Here is a 16059-nt window from a genome sequence, read left to right as displayed (position 1 = left end):
AATGCGAAGCCCGCGCAGACCATCCTTGAGCCACAAAGGAGACCTGCGATGAAAAAAACACACTCCGGGCTGCTCGTGCTCGCCGGCGCTTTGCTGTGCCTGGGCGCAAACACGGCGGCCACGGCCCAGAGCGCACAGGACCGCGCGGCAGCCGCCACTAGGCGCGTCGACGGCAGCTTCATCCGCGCCAACGCGGCGCAGAAGAAAACACCCGACTGGCCCAGCGTCGGCCTCGACTATTCGGAGTCGCGCTTCAGCCAGCTCGACCAGGTGAACGCCGGCAACGTCAAGCAACTGGGGCTGGTCTGGTCGTACAACCTCGAGTCGACGCGCGGCGTGGAGGCCACGCCGCTGGTGGTGGACGGCATCATGTACGTCACCGCCTCGTGGAGCGTGGTGCATGCCATCGACACCCGCACCGGGCAGAAACTGTGGACCTTCGATCCGCAGGTCGATAAGTCCAAAGGCTTCAAGGGCTGCTGCGACGTGGTGAACCGAGGCGTTGCGATCTACGAAGGCAAGGTCTACGTGGCGGCCTACGACGGCCGACTGATCGCGCTCGACGCAGCCACCGGCCAGAAGGTCTGGGAGAAGAACACCATCGAGGGCCAGAAGGGCAGCTACACCATCACCGGTGCGCCGCGCGTGTTCAAGGGCAAGGTCATCATCGGCAACGGCGGCGCCGAGTACGGCGTGCGCGGCTTCGTCACGGCGTATGACGCGAAGACAGGCGACCAGAAGTGGCGCTGGTTCGTGGTGCCGGGCGACCCGGGCAAGCCCTTCGAAGACGAATCGATGGCGCGCGCCGCCAAGACCTGGGACCCGAGCGGCAAGTACTGGGAAGCCGGCGGCGGCGGCACCGCGTGGGACAGCTTTGCCTTCGACCCCGATCTCAACCTGATGTACGTGGGCACCGGCAACGGCTCGCCATGGGCCGCCAAGGCGCGCAGCCCCAAGGGCGGCGACAACCTCTACCTGGGCTCGGTGGTGGCGCTCAACCCCGACACCGGCAAGTACGTGTGGCACTACCAGGAGACGCCCGGCGACAACTGGGACTACACCTCCACGCAGTCGATGATCCTGGCCAACGTGAAGATCGACGGCAAGGCCCGCAAGGTGCTGCTGCATGCGCCGAAGAACGGTTTCTTCTTCGTCATCGACCGCACCAGCGGCAAGTTCATCTCGGCGAAGAACTTCGTCGAGGTCAACTGGGCCACCGGCTACGACAAGAACGGCCGGCCCATCGAGATTGCCGCCGCGCGCCAGAACGAGAAGCCCGGCGACAGCATCCCCGGCCCCTTCGGCGCGCACAACTGGCACCCGATGTCGTTCAACCCGCAGACGGGGTACGCGTACCTGCCCGCGCAGCACGTGCCGATCAACCTGATGGACGACAAGGACTGGAAGTTCGACCAGAACGTGCCCGGCCGCCCGCACTCGGGCCTGGGCTGGAACCTCGGCAAGTTCGCCAATGTCGAGCCGCCCACGAGCAAGCCCTTCGGCCGCCTCGTGGCGTGGGACCCGGTGGCTCAGAAGGAAGCGTGGGGCGTCGACTACGCATCGCCATGGAACGGCGGCACCCTCACCACCGCCGGCAACCTCGTGTTCCAGGGTACGGCCGATGGCCGCCTGCTGGCCTACAACGCGAAGACCGGCGAGAAGCTGTGGGAAACGCCCACCGGCACCGGTGTGGTGGCCGCGCCCTCGACCTACATGGTCGACGGCAAGCAATACGTGTCGGTCGCTGTGGGCTGGGGCGGCGTGTACGGCCTGGCGCAGCGCGCCACCGAGCGGCAGGGCCCGGGCACGGTCTACACCTTCGCGGTGGGCGGCACGGCCAAGATGCCGGACTTCGTTCAGTACCGCATGGACAAGCTGGTGCAGGGCGTGAAGTACGACCCCGCCAAGGTCCAGGCCGGCACCATGCTCTACGTGAGCAACTGCGTGTTCTGCCACGGCGTGCCCGGCGTGGACCGCGGCGGCAACATCCCCAACCTCGGCTACATGGACCCGGCCTACATCACGAACCTGGACAAGTTCATCCTCAAGGGCCCGGCCATGGCGCGCGGCATGCCCGACTTCACGGGCAAGCTCTCGGGGGACGACATCGAGAGCATCAAGGCCTTCATCCAGGGGACGGCGGACGCCATACGCCCGAAGTAGGGAGGGCCGCTCTCTCCTTGGCTACCGGCCGCCGTACCAGTACTGGGTGCTGGCGGCCCAGGTCGAATCCGGGTATTTCGCGTGCAGGGTCTGAAGGCCCTTGCGCGACCAGTCGCCCACCGCCTTGTCCGGGCAGGCGTAGCGCGCCATCTTCACCGCGACCGATAGCGCCTGCGGCACCAGCGGATCAGCGCGGTTGCGCTGCATCAGCGCCAGGCTTTCCTGGGTGAAGTAGATCGAGTCCTGCGGAATGGCGCGCAGCTTCGCGACCAGCGCGGCCTGCTGTGCACGCTCGTCCTGCGGCAGGAACTCGGGCATCTCGAAATCGGCAGCCGTGGCGGCCTGCGGGCCGGTGGTCATCACGCCGAGCGGGCGGCACCACTTGCTGTAGCTGCCGGTGGCCATGCTGCGGTCGTACGCCGGTTCGAGCCAGGGCTTGAGCGGCGTGGGCCGGATGCCGTCTGCCACGGGCCAGTGCGGCGGCAACAGCACCTCGGTGGTGCTTGCCATGCGCTCCAGCAGCAGGTGACGCCAGGCGGCGGTGTCGGTGACCGACAGCGCCATCGAGCGGCGGATGCCGGCGATCATGTCCGGCCCCTTGGCGGTAGCCCCCTGCGACGGTGACGCGATACGCATCTGCGCAGCGCGGCGAGCGCTGGCGTAGTCCTCGGCCAGCACGGCGCGGGTCCATGCGGTCTCCAGCAGGGAGTCGCGCAGCGCGGGCGAGAGCGCCGGGTCGGCCGCGAGCCGCAGCCACATTGCGAGCGGCGCGCGCGTGTTCAGGAAGCGCGTCGCGTCGTCGTCGAAGGTGCTGGCCAGCGGCACCGCATTGGGTTTGGCTTCCATCGCCTCGGGGTCGCGGCGAGCAACCACCAGGCGGATCGCCAGGCGGCGCCATTCCTCTTCCGACGAGGCCGTGGGCAGCAGCAGCGCCTTCACGATGTTCTGGCCCGAGAGGCTGTGTGCGATCAAGGGCGAATCGGCTGCACTGGCGACCAGTTCACGCGTCTCCTTGAAGCGGCCCTGCGCAAACAGGCGCTGGGCGCGCAACTGGGTGGCGGCGAAGCGTGCGGGGTGGTCTTCGGGCACGGCCGCCAATGCGGCCTGCAGTTCGGCCTCGCGCTTGTCGTCGGTGGCGGTGCTCACGGGCACCAGGCTTGCCGCGGCCATCAGCCAGGCGAGGTCGTGCGTGCGCTGGTAGTTGCTCCAGCTGAACTTCTCGCGCCACTTGTCCTGGGCGGTGATGCCGCTCGCCGGACCGTTGAAGCCGCGCACCGTGTTGAGCCACTGCACGAGATCCGACTTCTGATCCGGGCCGGCGTACGAACAACCGGCCATCATGCAGTAGCGGAACTCGTGGTTCAGCAACAGCAGCCTGGCGGCGGCGACATCGGGTGCGCCCATGGTCTTCAGGCTGTCGGCCAGGCGCTGCAGGCGCGTGCCGGGCGTGAGGTAGCGGATGCGCAGTGCCTCGGCCAGCCGGTGCACCGACGGATGCAGCGCCTGCAGGCGTGGGTTCTTCAGCAGCGGCAGCGCGATGGCATCGACCGCTTTGGTGAGTTCGGCCTGCTGCTTCAGCGCCTCGGGGCTTTCCTTGCCGGCGTCGTCCCGTTCCGAGAAAGACGGCTCGCCGCCCGGGCTCTGCCGCGCCAGCACGCGCAGCCGCATGTAGGCCGCGAGGTCGCGCCAGGGGCTGGCCTTGTCGGCCGCGATCTCGGTGAACGCGGTGTCGGCCTCGTCGAGATCGTCGGCGTAGAAGCGCTGTGCGGCCAGCTGGTAGGCATGGTCGGCCTGCAGCCAGGCGGGGGCGCGGGGTGGCAGTTCGGGGATGGTGCCGGGCTCCTTGTTGCAGGTGTCGAACACCGCGTCTTGCGCCTGCAGCCAATGCCGCACGTAGGGGGTGGCCGCCTTGTCGCCGGCGGCACGCGTCATGCGCTGGGCCAGCGTCTTCGTGGCGTTGCGGAAAGCGTCGCCGTAGAAGCAGTTGGGGCTCGCCTGCAGGCTGCTGGCGTTCCATTTCGGCTGCTGCTGCGAAGGCGCCAGCAGGGCGGGCCTGTCGCGGGGCGACTGGGGATCGAGCTTCGCATTGGCGTCGTCGCGCGCTTTTCGCCATTCGATCCAGGCGTCGTCCGTTTCGGCCATGCCGTTGTCTTCGCGCGGCAGCTTCTCCAGCAGATCGGAGAAGGCCCGCACGGCGTCGGAAGAGAACGGCTGGCCGTGCAATCGCCAGTACCAGAGCACCTGGTAGGGCACGAGGTAGTCGGTGTAGTAGCCCGCGGGCCGCTCGACGAACTCGCGCACCGGCTGGTCGGGCCGGGTGGTGGCGAAGAACAGGTCCTCGGGGTCGCCGCCGCCGCTGGCATGAGCCGCGAGAGCGCTGCCGAGCAGCGCGGCCATTGCAAGCAGCCTGGCGCCGGCGCGCATCGCGTTTGCTGTTGAAAGAATCATTTATGCGAATCCCTGTTGCCGAGTTGTTCGAAGTCTTCGTTCTTCCATGCGCCCGCGTGGAACACATAGCGCCGCTTCACGCTGCCGAGCACGGGCCATGCCTCGCCGAGCATCAGCCCCGCCGCGTCGCGGCAGGCCGGCACCGTGGCCGCGCCCGTGGCGTCGAGCCGCTGGCGAATGCGCGCTGATTCCGCCCCCATGCGGAAGTACATCGGCACGATCTCGTCGAGCAGGCCGGGAGGCAGCCACGCGTCGCTCATGCACCATGAGGCGAGCGCCGTGGCCGAGAGCCGCACGCCGCCGGCGCGCACCGGCTGCAGCCGCCGCAGCAGTGCGACATACGCCTCGCGCTGGCTGCGGCGCGCCTCGAAGTCGAGCTGCACCCAGCCCGAGCGGTTGCCGTGCTTCGCGGCATGCTCGATGGCGGCGGCAATGGCCTCCTGCTGCGCGTCGTTGACGGGCGAAGGCGCGAGGTTGTCGAGTGAAACATGGACCACCGGCACCACGGTGGTGGCGCCCGGCGCGATGCGCAGCGGCCACTGACGCCAGCTCGTGCGGCTGCGCTCGCCGCTCAGCTGCACCGTGGCATGCAGGTAGGCCACGCCTGCGCCTTCTGGCAGCGCGGAAAAAAGCTGGGGCCGGTCCCAGACCCACAGCAGCGTCTGCGGCTGGGCCATGCCGTCATGCGCCAGCAGGGCCAGGAAGACCGGAAAGGCCGCGCTGCGAAAACGCATGGGAGAGGGCGAAAGGGGCGGGAGGGTGGAAGAAAAATCCCGGCCAGCATAACGAAAAAAGCCGCCTGGCCCGGGGGGCGCAGGCGGCCTTGCGGCTGCTTGTGGCTGCGGTGAATCGATCAGTCGGCGTACACGCCGGCAGCCTTGATGATCGGACCCCACTTCGCGATTTCAGCCGAGACGAACTTCTTGTGCTCCGCCGGCTCGACGCGCTTGTCGGTCGTGATCACGGCGCCCAGCGCTTCTTCGCGCTTGATGAAGCCTGGGTCCTTCATCGCGGCCTTGATGGCCTCGTTGAGCTTCTTCAGCACCGGCGCGGGCGTGCCCTTGGGCGCGTACATGCCGTGCCAGATCGTCACTTCGAAGCCCTTCAGGCTCGACTCGTCCAGCGTCGGCAGGTCTTTCAGCGCGGGGGTGGTCAGGCGCTTGGCGGTGGTCACGGCATAGGCCTTGACCTTCTTGGCCTCGATCTGCGACGTGGTGTTGGTCGTCTGGTCGCACAGCAGGTCGATCTGGCCGCCCAGCAGGTCGGCGATGGCTGGGGCCGTGCCCTTGTACGGCACGGGCGTCATCTCGACCTTGATCGCGCTCTGGAACAGCAGGCCGCACAGGTGCGACGCAGCGCCCAGGCCAGCATTGCCCAGGTTGATCTTGCCCTTGTTGGCCGCGATCCAGGTCGTCAGTTCCTTGTAGTTGTTGGCGGGCAGGCCGGGCTTGCCGATCAGCGTCATCGGCACTTCGTTGACCATGCCCAGGTATTCGAAGTCGGTCTCGACGTTGAAGGGCAGCTTGCGATACAGCGCCGGCATCGTCGACATGCCGATATGGTTCAGCAGCAGCGTGTAGCCGTCGGGGTTGGCGCGCGCCACCTTGGCGGTGCCGATGGAACTGCCCGCGCCCGCGGTGTTGTCCACCACGATCGTGGTGCCGAGCGTCTTCTGCATGGCCTCCGCCAGATCTCGTGCGACACGGTCGGTCGGGCCGCCGGCTGCGAAAGGCACCACCAGCGTAACGGTCTTGCCCGCGGGAAAGTCCTGGGCGTGAGCACCGGCGGCTGCGGCGGCAATCGCCGCGAGGGCGAACAGTTTCTTCATGTCGTCTCCGGGAGGGGGTAATAAAAACGCCGCGATCTTAAAGGCTGACTGCTGCCTGACCTATAGCGAATAGCCCTTAGGTTCGCGTCGTCATCCGATACCCTTGCTTCTTCCGCGCATGCCACCGCATGCGCCATGTAAAGCGAGAAAAAGCATTCCCATGACGACGACCCCTTCCCCCGCAAGCGCGCAGCGCCTGCCGCGCGATCTTGCGCTCGTCACCGTGGCCATCGATGCCGCGATGGTGCTGGTCAACATGGCCATCCAGCTCTGGCCCGATTCGCCCCACGGCGAGCAGCTGCGCAGCACCTATGCCCTGCCGGGTGTGTGGATACCGATGGTGTTCAGCATCGGCATGGCCTGGGTGCTGGCGGCGGCGCTGGCCTGGAGCCACGGGCGCAATGCGCTCGAAAAGCGCGGCGTTGGCAGCGTGGCGCGGCTGCCCCAACCCCGCATCCGCTACGCCGCGGTGTACATCGCGGTGCTGGTGCTGAACTTCTACTTACTGAGCCCGCTGTTCTACGAAGTGCAACTGCTCTTCATGCCGGGCGGCCGCCTGCATGATTTTTTCGGCTCGACGTCCATGAGCGCGGCGATGGCGGTGTTCACGGTCTTGCAGTCCGTCGCCCAGCTGATATTGCTCGTGCTCGGCGTGTGGGTCTCGGCCTGGTTCGCGCTGAGAGCGGGCAGTGCAGTGCCTTCCGATGCGCAGCAGCAGGACGACGATGAAGCCATCGGCACATCGCCGCGCCGCGCCGTGGCCCTCGTGGGCGCCGCGGTGTTCGCATCGCTGCAGATGTGGAGCGGCGTGGTCGTGAGCCGCTGGACATCCGTCGCGCGCGGCATGGATGGGCTCGAACTGCTGATCGCCTGGATGCTGCCGCCGTTGGTGGCCTTCGCGCTCGCGTTCTGGGGCGGCTGGCTGGGCGCCAATGCCGGGCTGGCGCGGGTGCGGCCTTTCAGGGCCGTGGCGGCCGCGGTGCTGGCTTTCGTGCTGGTACAGGTCAGCTGCATCGCCATCGCATTGGCCTGGGTGATGCTGGCGACGTGGTCGCACAGCTTCGACAACGCGGGCGGCCTCATCGGCTTCGCCCTGGCGCTCGTGCTGATCTATTCGGTGCTCGTGGTGGTGTTGATGCGCGCCGCCACGCGCTGGCTGTACCGCCGCGACTGACTGGCTACTTGTAGCTGCGCGCGTCCTCGATCACCTTGCCGTCGTTGGGCAGACCGCCCGCACCCACGACGACGACCTCGCCACGCAGCTTGGTCACTTCGCGGATCACCGCGCTCACGCGGGCCTCGAGCCCTTCGGGCACCGCCCCCGCGCATTCGAGCTGCAGCGTCATCTTGTCGTCGCCCATCTCGCCGGACACGATGAGCCGCGCGCGCTGCACTTCGGGAAAGCGCCGTGCGATCTCGGCCACCTGCGAGGGATGCACGAACATGCCGCGCACCTTGGTGGTCTGGTCGGCGCGGCCGAGCCAGCCCTTGATACGCTTGTTGGTGCGGCCGGTGGGGCAGGTGCCCGCGAGCACGGCAGAGAGGTCGCCGGTGCCGAAGCGCACCAGCGGGTAGTCGGGGTTGAAGGTGGTGACGACGATCTCGCCGACCTCGCCATCGGGCACCGGGTCGCCGGTGCCGGGCCGCACGATTTCCACAAGCACGCCTTCGTCGATCACCAGGCCTTCGCGCGCGCTGGTCTCGTAGGCGATCAGGCCCAGGTCGGCAGTGGCATAGCACTGCGTGCCCTTCACGCCGTGCGCGGCAATCCAGTCGTGCAGGCTGGGCGGAAAGGCTTCGCCGGAGACGAGCGCCTTGGTGAGCGAGGGCAGCTTCTGCCCTTTCTCCTCGGCCTTCTCCAGCAATATCTTCAGGAAGCTCGGTGTGCCCGCATAGCCTTCGGGCTTGAGGTCGACCATGGCTTCGAGTTGCTGCTCGGTCTGCCCGGTGCCGCCCGCGAACACGGTGCAGCCCATGGCGCGTGCGCCGCTTTCCATGATGGAGCCGGCGGGCGTCATGTGATAGCTGAAGCTGTTGTGAATGAGCTCGCCGCTGCGAAAGCCCGCCGCATGCAATGCCCGAGCGGTGCGCCAGTAGTCGCGCGCTTCGCCCTCAGGCTCGTAGATGGTGCCGGGGCTCGCGAACACGCGCGGCATGCGCGGGCCGCGCACGATGGTCGAGAAGCCGCCGAAGGGGTCGTCGGTGCGGCGTGCCTTCTGCAGGTCGAGCAATTCCGATTTGCGCGTGACCGGTAGTTTCGCCAGCGCCTCGCGTGTCGTGATGTCTGCGGGCTTCACGCTGGAGAGGATCTTTGCGAATGCGGGTGCTGCCGTCTGGGCCTGTGTGATCTGTTTTGGCAGCGCGGCCAGCAGGTCGCGTTCGCGTTCGGCCGGGTCGCGGATCTCGAGCTTGTCGTAGTGGTCGGTCATGTCCGTACCCTTTGTCTTTCAGTTCGGTTTTTCGCCACGCTGGCGTTTGTTCGGGGTGCGTGCGAATGACACCGGGTGCTCCCCTCCGAGAATGTCCCCTGTCGGCGTGATCGCACCCCAAGCAGCGACACATGAATACATCAAGCCAGCCACCTCTTGCGCCGCTTGTAGCTCTTCACATCGCGAAAGCTCTTGCGATCCGCGCCGCCCACGCCAAGGTAGAACTCCTTCACGTCCTCGTTCTCGCGCAGGCTCTTGGCCTCGCCGTCCATCACGATGCGCCCGTTCTCCAGGATGTAGCCGTAGTCGGCGTAGCGCAGCGCCATGTTGGTGTTCTGCTCGGCCAGCAGGAAGGTCACGCGCTCCTTGGTGTTCAGGTCTTTCACGATCTCGAACACCTCCTCCACGATCTGCGGCGCCAGGCCCATAGAGGGTTCGTCGAGCAGCACCATGCTCGGGTTGGCCATCAGCGCGCGGCCGATGGCGCACATCTGCTGCTCGCCGCCCGATGTGTAGGCCGCCTGCGAAGTACGCCGCGTCTTCAGGCGCGGGAAATATGCGTAGACCTTCTCCAGCGTCTGCTGCACCGCCGCCTTGCCATCGGTGCGCGTGTAGGCGCCGGTCATCAGGTTCTCTTCGATGGTCAGGTGCGCGAAGCAATGACGGCCTTCCATCACCTGGATCAGCCCGCGCTTCACCAACTCGGCGGGCGAAAGCGCCTCGATGCGATCCCCGCGCAGCTCGATGGTGCCTTTGGTGACAGCGCCGCGCTCACCCGCGAGCAGGTTGCTCACTGCGCGCAGCGTGGTCGTCTTGCCCGCGCCGTTGCCGCCGAGCAGCGCCACGATGCCGCCGTCGGGCACCGTGAGCGACACGCCCTTGAGCACGAGGATCACGTGGTTGTAGATGACCTCGATGCCGTTGACATTGAGAAGGATGTTGGGTTCGCTCATGGTGTGGTCCGAAGCATTCGCAAGAACAGCGCGTGCAGCGCAGTGCTGTTCTTGCGAATGGCGGCTCTCGCGAGCCGCCACGGCACGCTCAGTGCATCAAGACTGGCAATCTGCTGCCTCGCGGCGCGTCAGCTTCTTCTCGCCCGCGTACTTGTCGGCAGCAGACTTCACCATCGGCTTGATGATCTGGTCGTCGGCCTGGTACCAGTCGGACATGTCGCCCCACTTCGCGCCGTCCCAGGTGTGCACGCGCGCCCAGGTCGAGCCCATGTGGTCCTGGCACGAAGTGCTCACCGGACGCATCACGCCCGAGAAACCGAGTGCGTCGAGCTTCTTCTGGTCGAGTGCCAGGTTCTCCATGCCCCAGCGCACCTGCTCGCCGGTCATGACCTTGCCCTTGCCGAAGCGCTCCTGCGCGCGCTTCACGGCCTCGACGGTCAGCATCTGGATGATCACGCCGCGCGTGTAGAGCACCGAGCCCACTTCGTCCTTCGGCCCTGTGCCCTGGCCCTTGTCGTGCACCTGCTTCAGGATGTCCTGGATCACCTTGGGCTGCGTGCCCGAGGTGTTCAGCGCCAGCGCGTGGTAGCCCTTGGCATTGGCGCCCACGTCCTTCACGTCGGGCTCGGCACCGGCCCACCACACGCCGTACATCTTCTCGCGCGGGTAGCCCGTGGCCACGGCCTCTTTCAGCGCGGTGGAGTTCATCACGCCCCAGCCCCACAGCAGCACGAAATCAGGGCGCTGCTGGCGCACCTGCAGCCAGGCCGACTTCTGCTCCACGCCGGGCGCGGTCACCGGGATCAGCGACAGCTCGAAGCCGTTCTGCTTGGCGCGCTCCTGCAGCAGCGGAATGGGCTCCTTGCCGAACGGCGAGTCGTGGTACACGAGGGCGATCTTCTTGCCCTTGAGCTTGTCCATGCCGCCTTCGGCCTTGCCGATGTGCTGGATCAGGATGTCGGCCGCGGTCCAGTAGGAGCCCATCAGCGGAAAGTTCCACTTGAAGACGCCACCGTCCTGCGAGGCGGCCAGGCCGTAGCCCAGCGTGATCAGCGGGATCTTGTCGGTCGGCACCTTGTCGGTCAGCGCGAAGGTGATGCCGGTGGCCTGCGGGTCGAACAGCGCAACGCCCGGGCGGCCCTTCAGACGCTCGTAGCATTCCACGCCCTTGTCGGTGGCGTAGCCGGTCTCGCATTCTTCGTATGTGATCTTCACGCCGTTGATGCCGCCGGTCGCATTCACCAGCTTGATGTAGTCCTGCTTGCCGTTGGCCCAGGGCGTGCCGTTGGGTGCATAGGGGCCCGTGCGGTACACCAGCAGCGGGAAGAACTGCTCCTTGGCCTGCGCATTGGCGAGCGATGGCGCGAGCAGGGCGCCGAGGGTGCTGGCCACCAGGGCGGCGGTCAGAGCGAGCGATTTCAGTTTCATGCCTGTCTCCTTTGTGGGCACCTCGGTGCCGGGTTTTTTACGAACGGGAACTCATCAATCAATGAGGGAAGGGCCAGAGCCGCAGCTTCTCTTTGGCCGTGGACCACAGCCGCGCAAGACCATGCGGCTCGACGATCAGGAAGAACACGATCAGCGCGCCGAAGATCATGGTCTCCAGGTGCGAGGCCAGCGCGGTCGAAATCGAGAAGCCCAGCCACCCCGGCAGCTGGTTCAGAAACAGCGGCAGCAGCACGATGAACGCGGCGCCGAAGAAGCTGCCCATGATCGAGCCCAGCCCGCCGATGATCACCATGAACAGCAGCTGGAACGAGCGGTCGATGCTGAACGCCGCCGGCTCCCACGCACCCAGGTGCACGAAGCCCCACAGCGCGCCGGCCACGCCGACGATGAAGCTGCTCACCGCAAAGGCCGTGAGCTTGGCGTACACCGGGCGAATGCCGATCACCGCGGCTGCCACGTCCATGTCGCGCATTGCCATCCACTCGCGGCCGATGGCGCTGCGCACCAGGTTCTTTGCCAGCAGCGCGAACACCACCACGAAGAGCAGGCAGAACAGATACTTCTGCACCGGCGATTCGATCGGCACGCCGAACACGTTGAGCCCCGCCACGCTCACCGAGCCGGATGAAGAATTGTTGGTGAACCACTGGATGCGCAGGAAGGCCCAGTCGGTGAAGAACTGCGCCGCCAGCGTGGCCACAGCAAGGTACAGCCCCTTGATGCGCAGGCTCGGTATGCCGAACAGCACGCCGATCACCGTCGCGCACAGGCCGCCCAGCAGCAGCGATGCGATCAGCGGCATGCCGTCGATGCGCACCTGGAAGTTATAGGCCGCATATGCGCCCACCGCCATGAAGGCGCCGGTGCCCAGCGAGATCTGGCCGCAATAGCCAACCAGGATGTTGAGGCCCAGCGCCGCGAGCGAAAGAATCAGGAAAGGCGTGAGGATCGCGCGCATCCAGTAGTCGGACACACCCAGCGGCACCACGACGAACGCCACGAGCAACAGCACCAGCATCGCGATGCGATCCTGCGCAATCGGAAAGATCTGCTGGTCGGCCCTGTAGCTCGACTTGAACTGACCGTTTTCTCTGTAGAACATTGCTCAGACCCGATCGATGATTTTTTCGCCGAACAGGCCTTGAGGCCGAACGAGCAGGAAGACCAATGCCAAAACATAGGCAAACCAGATCTCGATGCCGCCACCGAGCATGGGGCCGAGATAGATTTCAGACAGCTTCTCGCCCACGCCGATCAGCAGGCCACCGATGATGGCGCCCGGAATCGATGTGAGCCCGCCGAGGATCACCACCGGCAGCGCCTTCAGCGCCACCAGCGAGAGCGAGAACTGCACGCCGAGCTTCGATCCCCAGATGATCCCGGCCACCAGCGCCGAGAAGCCGGCCACCGACCACACGATCACCCAGATGCGCTTGAGCGGAATGCCGATGGACTGCGCGGCCTGGTGGTCGTCGGCCACAGCGCGCAGCGCTCGGCCCGTAGCCGTCTTCTGGAAGAAGATGGCCAGCACCACCACGAGGCCGGCCGCCACCAGCGCGGCGATCAGGTCTTCCTGGCTCAGCAGCAGCCCGCCCTGGAAGGTGCCTTCGAGCACCATCAGCGGCTCCTTGGGCATGCCCACGTCGATCTTGTAGATGTCGTTGCCGAAGATCGTCTGGCCCACGCCGTCGAGAAAGTAGGCGATGCCCAGCGTGGCCATCAGCAGCGTGATGCCTTCCTGGTTCACCAGCTTGCTGAGCGCGAGCCGCTCGATCAGCCAGGCCACCACCACCATCACCGCCATCGCGGCAATGAAGGCCAGGATGTTCGCGAGGATCTGGCTCTGGAAGCCGAACCACAGCGGGAACCACTCGGAGAAGCGCGCCATCGCCAGCGCCGCGAAAAGCACCATCGCGCCTTGCGCGAAGTTGAAGACGCCCGAGGCCTTGTAGATCAGCACGAAGCCGATGGCGATCAGCGAATAGAGCATGCCGACCATGAGGCCGCCGAAGAGGGTTTCAAGAAAAAAGCCCATCGTGTTCTTTCGTGATCAGTGCTCGACGCCGAGGTAGGCGCGAATCACGTCTTCGTTGTTGCGCACTTCATCCGGCGTGCCGTCGCCGATCTTCTTGCCGTAATCCAGCACCACCACGCGGTCGGAGATGTCCATCACCACGCCCATGTCGTGCTCGATCAGCACGATGGTCGCGCCGAACTCGTCGTTCACGTCGAGGATGAAGCGGCTCATGTCCTGCTTCTCTTCCACGTTCATGCCGGCCATCGGCTCGTCGAGCAGCAGCACCTGCGGCTCCATTGCGAGCGCGCGGCCCAGGTCGACGCGCTTCTGCAGGCCGTAGGGCAGGCGGCCCACCGGTGTCTTGCGGTGTGCCTGGATTTCGAGGAAGTCGATGATGTGCTCGACGAACTCGCGGTGCCGCAGCTCCTCGCGCTCGGCGGGGCCCCAGCGCAGGGCTTGTGCGAGCAGGCCGCTCTTCATCTTGAGGTTGCGCCCCGTCATGATGTTGTCGAGCACGCTCATGCCCTTGAACAGAGCCAGGTTCTGGAAGGTGCGCGCCACGCCCATCTCGGCCACCTGGCGAGAGTTCATGTGCTTGAAGGTCTGGCCGCGGAAGGTGATGGAGCCCTGCTGCGGCCAGTACACGCCGTTGATGCAGTTCAGCATCGAGCTCTTGCCCGCGCCATTCGGGCCGATGATTGCGCGCACCTCGTGCTCGCGCACGTTGAAGCTGATGTCGGTCAGCGCCTTCACGCCGCCGAAGCTCAAGGAGATGTTCTGCACGTCGAGGATGACGTCGCCTGTCTTCCGGGTGCTCATGCCGCCGCCTTCACGATGGGAAACGTCTTCGCTTCAACGACCTTCAGCGTGGCGCTGACAACCCCCGTGCGTCCGTCCTCGAACTTGACCTGGGTCTCGATGTACTGCTCGGTCTTGCCGCCGTAGAGCGCTGCCACCAGCACCGCGTATTTCTCGGCGATGAAGCCGCGGCGCACCTTGCGCGTGCGGGTCAGTTCGTCGTCGTCGGGGTCGAGCTCCTTGTGCAGCACGAGGAAGCGGGCGATCTGCGTCTCGCCCATGCCGTCTTCGCTCGCGAGGTCGGCGTTCACCTTGGCGATGCATTCGGCCACCAGCGCCAGCACGTCGGGCTTGCCGGCCAAATCGACGTAGCCGCCGTAGGCGAGACCGCGGCGCTCGGCCCAGTTGCCGACGGCTTCGTAGTCGATGTTGATGGCCGCGCACACTTCGTCTCGCGCGTTGCCGAAGCACACGGCTTCCTTGATCTGCGGGAAGAACTTGAGCTTGTTCTCGATGTAGTTGGGCGCAAAGATCGCGCCGCTCACGAGACGGCCTACGTCCTTCGCGCGGTCGATGATGCGCAGGTGCCCTTCGCTGTCGAGCACGCCCGCGTCGCCGGTGTGGAAGTAGCCGTTTGCATCCAGCACTTCGGCCGTGGCGTCGGGGCGCTTGTAGTACTCCTTGAGCACCGACACGCCACGCACCAGCACTTCGCCGTCTTCCGCGATCTTCAGTTCGATGCCCGGCGCGGCCGTGCCCACGGTCTGCAGCTTGACCTTGCCGTCCTGCTGCAGGCACACATACGCGCAGGTCTCGGTCTGGCCGTAGAACTGCTTGAGGTTGACGCCGATGGAGCGGTAGAAGCGGAACAGATCGGGCCCGATGGCAGCGCCAGCGGTGTAGGCCACGCGGATGCGGCTCATGCCAAGCACGTTGCGCAGCGGGCCGTAGATCAGCAGGTTGCCCAGGCCGTACATCAGGCGGTCGCCGGTGCCCACGGGCGCTCCGTTCAGGATGTCCGCGCCCACGCGCCGCGCCAGCGCCATGAACTTCGCATAGAGCCAGCGCTTGGGCGCGGCCGCGTCTTCCATGCGGATCGACACGGCCGTGAGCAGCCCTTCGAAGGTGCGCGGCGGGCCGAAGTAGTAGCTCGGGCCGATCTCGCGCATGTCGTTCATCACCGTCTCGGCCGACTCGGGGCAGTTGAGCGTGAAGCCGCCCACCAGCCATTGCGCGACGGAGAACAGATGGTCGCCCACCCACGCCATCGGCAGGTAGCTCATGATGTTGTCGCCGGGGCCGAGCTTGTCGGTCTGCACGCCGCCGCGGCCGGCTGCGATGAAGCTCGCATGCGTCTGGCACACGCCCTTGGGGCGGCCGGTGGTGCCCGAGGTGTAGAGGATCACGCCGACATCCGTAGCCTCTCCGCTGGCCACCGCGCGGTCGTAGTAGCCGACGTTGGCCTTGTCGAACTCGCGGCCCAGCGCGCGCAGTTGCTCGTAGCTCATCAGGCCCGGCTGGTCGTAGTGGCGCAGGCCCTTGGGGTCGTCGTAGATGATGTGGCGGATGCCGTGCTGCTGGTCTTTCTGGAGCTCGCGGCATTCGAGCAGCTTGTCGACCTGCTCCTGGTCTTCGACGATCACGAAGTCGATGGCCGCGTCCTGCAGCATGAAGACCATCTCGCTTGCCACCGCATCCTGATACAGCGGCACCGGCACGCCGCGCAGGCTTTGCGCCGCGACCACCGCCATGTACAGGTGCGGCCGGTTGGCGCCGACGATGGCCAGGTTGTCGAAGGGCTTGAAGCCGAGGCTCGCGAGACCGCAGGCCATTTCGCGCACTTCCTGCGCCACGGCGTTCCAGGTCCAGGTTTGCCAGATGCCGAGATCCTTCTCGCGCACGGCGGGCGCCTCGGGTTGGGCGTCGGCATGCGCGAGCAGCAGACGGGGGAAGGTGGGGGCGGTTGTTTGCACA

General features: G+C 66.3%; 12 protein-coding genes. 2 read left to right on the top strand and 10 right to left on the bottom strand.

All coding sequences use genetic code 11. The annotated features are described in order from the left end of the window. Positions 1–48: 48 nt before the first annotated feature. Positions 49–2163, top strand: a complete 2115-nt coding sequence (locus ACTG4X_RS33135) for a PQQ-dependent dehydrogenase, methanol/ethanol family (RefSeq protein WP_440532929.1) — start codon at positions 49–51, stop codon at positions 2161–2163. A gap of 21 nt (positions 2164–2184) precedes the next feature. Here the strand turns inward: ACTG4X_RS33135 and ACTG4X_RS33130 are convergent, their stop codons facing one another. From ACTG4X_RS33130 to ACTG4X_RS33120, 3 genes are all read right to left on the bottom strand, one after another. Further along, on the bottom strand, positions 2185–4611 hold the full coding sequence (locus tag ACTG4X_RS33130) for a hypothetical protein (RefSeq protein WP_440532928.1): 2427 nt from the start codon (positions 4609–4611) through the stop codon (positions 2185–2187). After that, positions 4608–5345: a hypothetical protein gene (locus ACTG4X_RS33125; protein WP_440532927.1), complete on the bottom strand. Its 738-nt coding sequence runs from the start codon at positions 5343–5345 to the stop codon at positions 4608–4610. Before ACTG4X_RS33125 ends, ACTG4X_RS33130 begins: the two co-directional genes overlap by 4 nt. Before the next feature lie 119 nt (positions 5346–5464). Next, positions 5465–6439, bottom strand: coding sequence for a tripartite tricarboxylate transporter substrate-binding protein (locus ACTG4X_RS33120; RefSeq protein ID WP_440532926.1), 975 nt, complete (start codon positions 6437–6439; stop codon positions 5465–5467). 160 nt (positions 6440–6599) lie between these two features. Here ACTG4X_RS33120 and ACTG4X_RS33115 point away from each other — a divergent pair, with 160 nt between their 5' ends. Then, positions 6600–7613 (top strand): hypothetical protein, encoded by a 1014-nt coding sequence (locus ACTG4X_RS33115; RefSeq protein WP_440532925.1) that lies wholly within the window; start codon positions 6600–6602, stop codon positions 7611–7613. Positions 7614–7617: 4 nt separating this feature from the next. Here ACTG4X_RS33115 and ACTG4X_RS33110 read toward each other — a convergent pair whose 3' ends face one another. The 7 genes from ACTG4X_RS33110 to ACTG4X_RS33080 form a co-directional block, all read right to left on the bottom strand. Beyond that, positions 7618–8868: a phenylacetate--CoA ligase family protein gene (locus tag ACTG4X_RS33110; RefSeq protein ID WP_093076122.1), complete on the bottom strand. Its 1251-nt coding sequence runs from the start codon at positions 8866–8868 to the stop codon at positions 7618–7620. A gap of 140 nt (positions 8869–9008) precedes the next feature. After that, positions 9009–9821, bottom strand: a complete 813-nt coding sequence (locus ACTG4X_RS33105; RefSeq protein ID WP_093059335.1) for an ABC transporter ATP-binding protein — start codon at positions 9819–9821, stop codon at positions 9009–9011. Positions 9822–9917: 96 nt separating this feature from the next. Further along, on the bottom strand, positions 9918–11249 hold the full coding sequence (locus ACTG4X_RS33100; RefSeq protein ID WP_093059333.1) for an ABC transporter substrate-binding protein: 1332 nt from the start codon (positions 11247–11249) through the stop codon (positions 9918–9920). Positions 11250–11307: 58 nt separating this feature from the next. Beyond that, positions 11308–12372 (bottom strand): branched-chain amino acid ABC transporter permease, encoded by a 1065-nt coding sequence (locus tag ACTG4X_RS33095; protein ID WP_093059331.1) that lies wholly within the window; start codon positions 12370–12372, stop codon positions 11308–11310. 3 nt (positions 12373–12375) lie between these two features. After that, on the bottom strand, positions 12376–13305 hold the full coding sequence (locus tag ACTG4X_RS33090) for a branched-chain amino acid ABC transporter permease (protein WP_093059329.1): 930 nt from the start codon (positions 13303–13305) through the stop codon (positions 12376–12378). 15 nt (positions 13306–13320) lie between these two features. Beyond that, positions 13321–14106 (bottom strand): ABC transporter ATP-binding protein, encoded by a 786-nt coding sequence (locus ACTG4X_RS33085; RefSeq protein WP_093059327.1) that lies wholly within the window; start codon positions 14104–14106, stop codon positions 13321–13323. After that, positions 14103–16058, bottom strand: coding sequence for an AMP-binding protein (locus tag ACTG4X_RS33080; RefSeq protein ID WP_093174201.1), 1956 nt, complete (start codon positions 16056–16058; stop codon positions 14103–14105). The genes ACTG4X_RS33085 and ACTG4X_RS33080 overlap by 4 nt, the downstream gene beginning before the upstream one ends. Position 16059: the final 1 nt, after the last annotated feature.

Origin of the sequence: Variovorax sp. YR566 (genome assembly GCF_051992195.1) — a bacterium.
GTDB lineage: Bacteria > Pseudomonadota > Gammaproteobacteria > Burkholderiales > Burkholderiaceae_C > Variovorax.
This window is presented reverse-complemented; position numbering and strand designations above follow the sequence as displayed.

Bases quoted from the DNA above. Each gene is read 5' to 3' on its own strand.
- ACTG4X_RS33135 (WP_440532929.1), top strand. From the start codon at position 49: ATGAAAAAAACACACTCCGGGCTGCTCGTGCTCGCCGGCGCTTTGCTG.
- ACTG4X_RS33130 (WP_440532928.1), bottom strand. From the start codon at position 4,611: ATGATTCTTTCAACAGCAAACGCGATGCGCGCCGGCGCCAGGCTGCTT.
- ACTG4X_RS33125 (WP_440532927.1), bottom strand. From the start codon at position 5,345: ATGCGTTTTCGCAGCGCGGCCTTTCCGGTCTTCCTGGCCCTGCTGGCG.
- ACTG4X_RS33120 (WP_440532926.1), bottom strand. From the start codon at position 6,439: ATGAAGAAACTGTTCGCCCTCGCGGCGATTGCCGCCGCAGCCGCCGGT.
- ACTG4X_RS33115 (WP_440532925.1), top strand. From the start codon at position 6,600: ATGACGACGACCCCTTCCCCCGCAAGCGCGCAGCGCCTGCCGCGCGAT.
- ACTG4X_RS33110 (WP_093076122.1), bottom strand. From the start codon at position 8,868: ATGACCGACCACTACGACAAGCTCGAGATCCGCGACCCGGCCGAACGC.
- ACTG4X_RS33105 (WP_093059335.1), bottom strand. From the start codon at position 9,821: ATGAGCGAACCCAACATCCTTCTCAATGTCAACGGCATCGAGGTCATC.
- ACTG4X_RS33100 (WP_093059333.1), bottom strand. From the start codon at position 11,249: ATGAAACTGAAATCGCTCGCTCTGACCGCCGCCCTGGTGGCCAGCACC.
- ACTG4X_RS33095 (WP_093059331.1), bottom strand. From the start codon at position 12,372: ATGTTCTACAGAGAAAACGGTCAGTTCAAGTCGAGCTACAGGGCCGAC.
- ACTG4X_RS33090 (WP_093059329.1), bottom strand. From the start codon at position 13,305: ATGGGCTTTTTTCTTGAAACCCTCTTCGGCGGCCTCATGGTCGGCATG.
- ACTG4X_RS33085 (WP_093059327.1), bottom strand. From the start codon at position 14,106: ATGAGCACCCGGAAGACAGGCGACGTCATCCTCGACGTGCAGAACATC.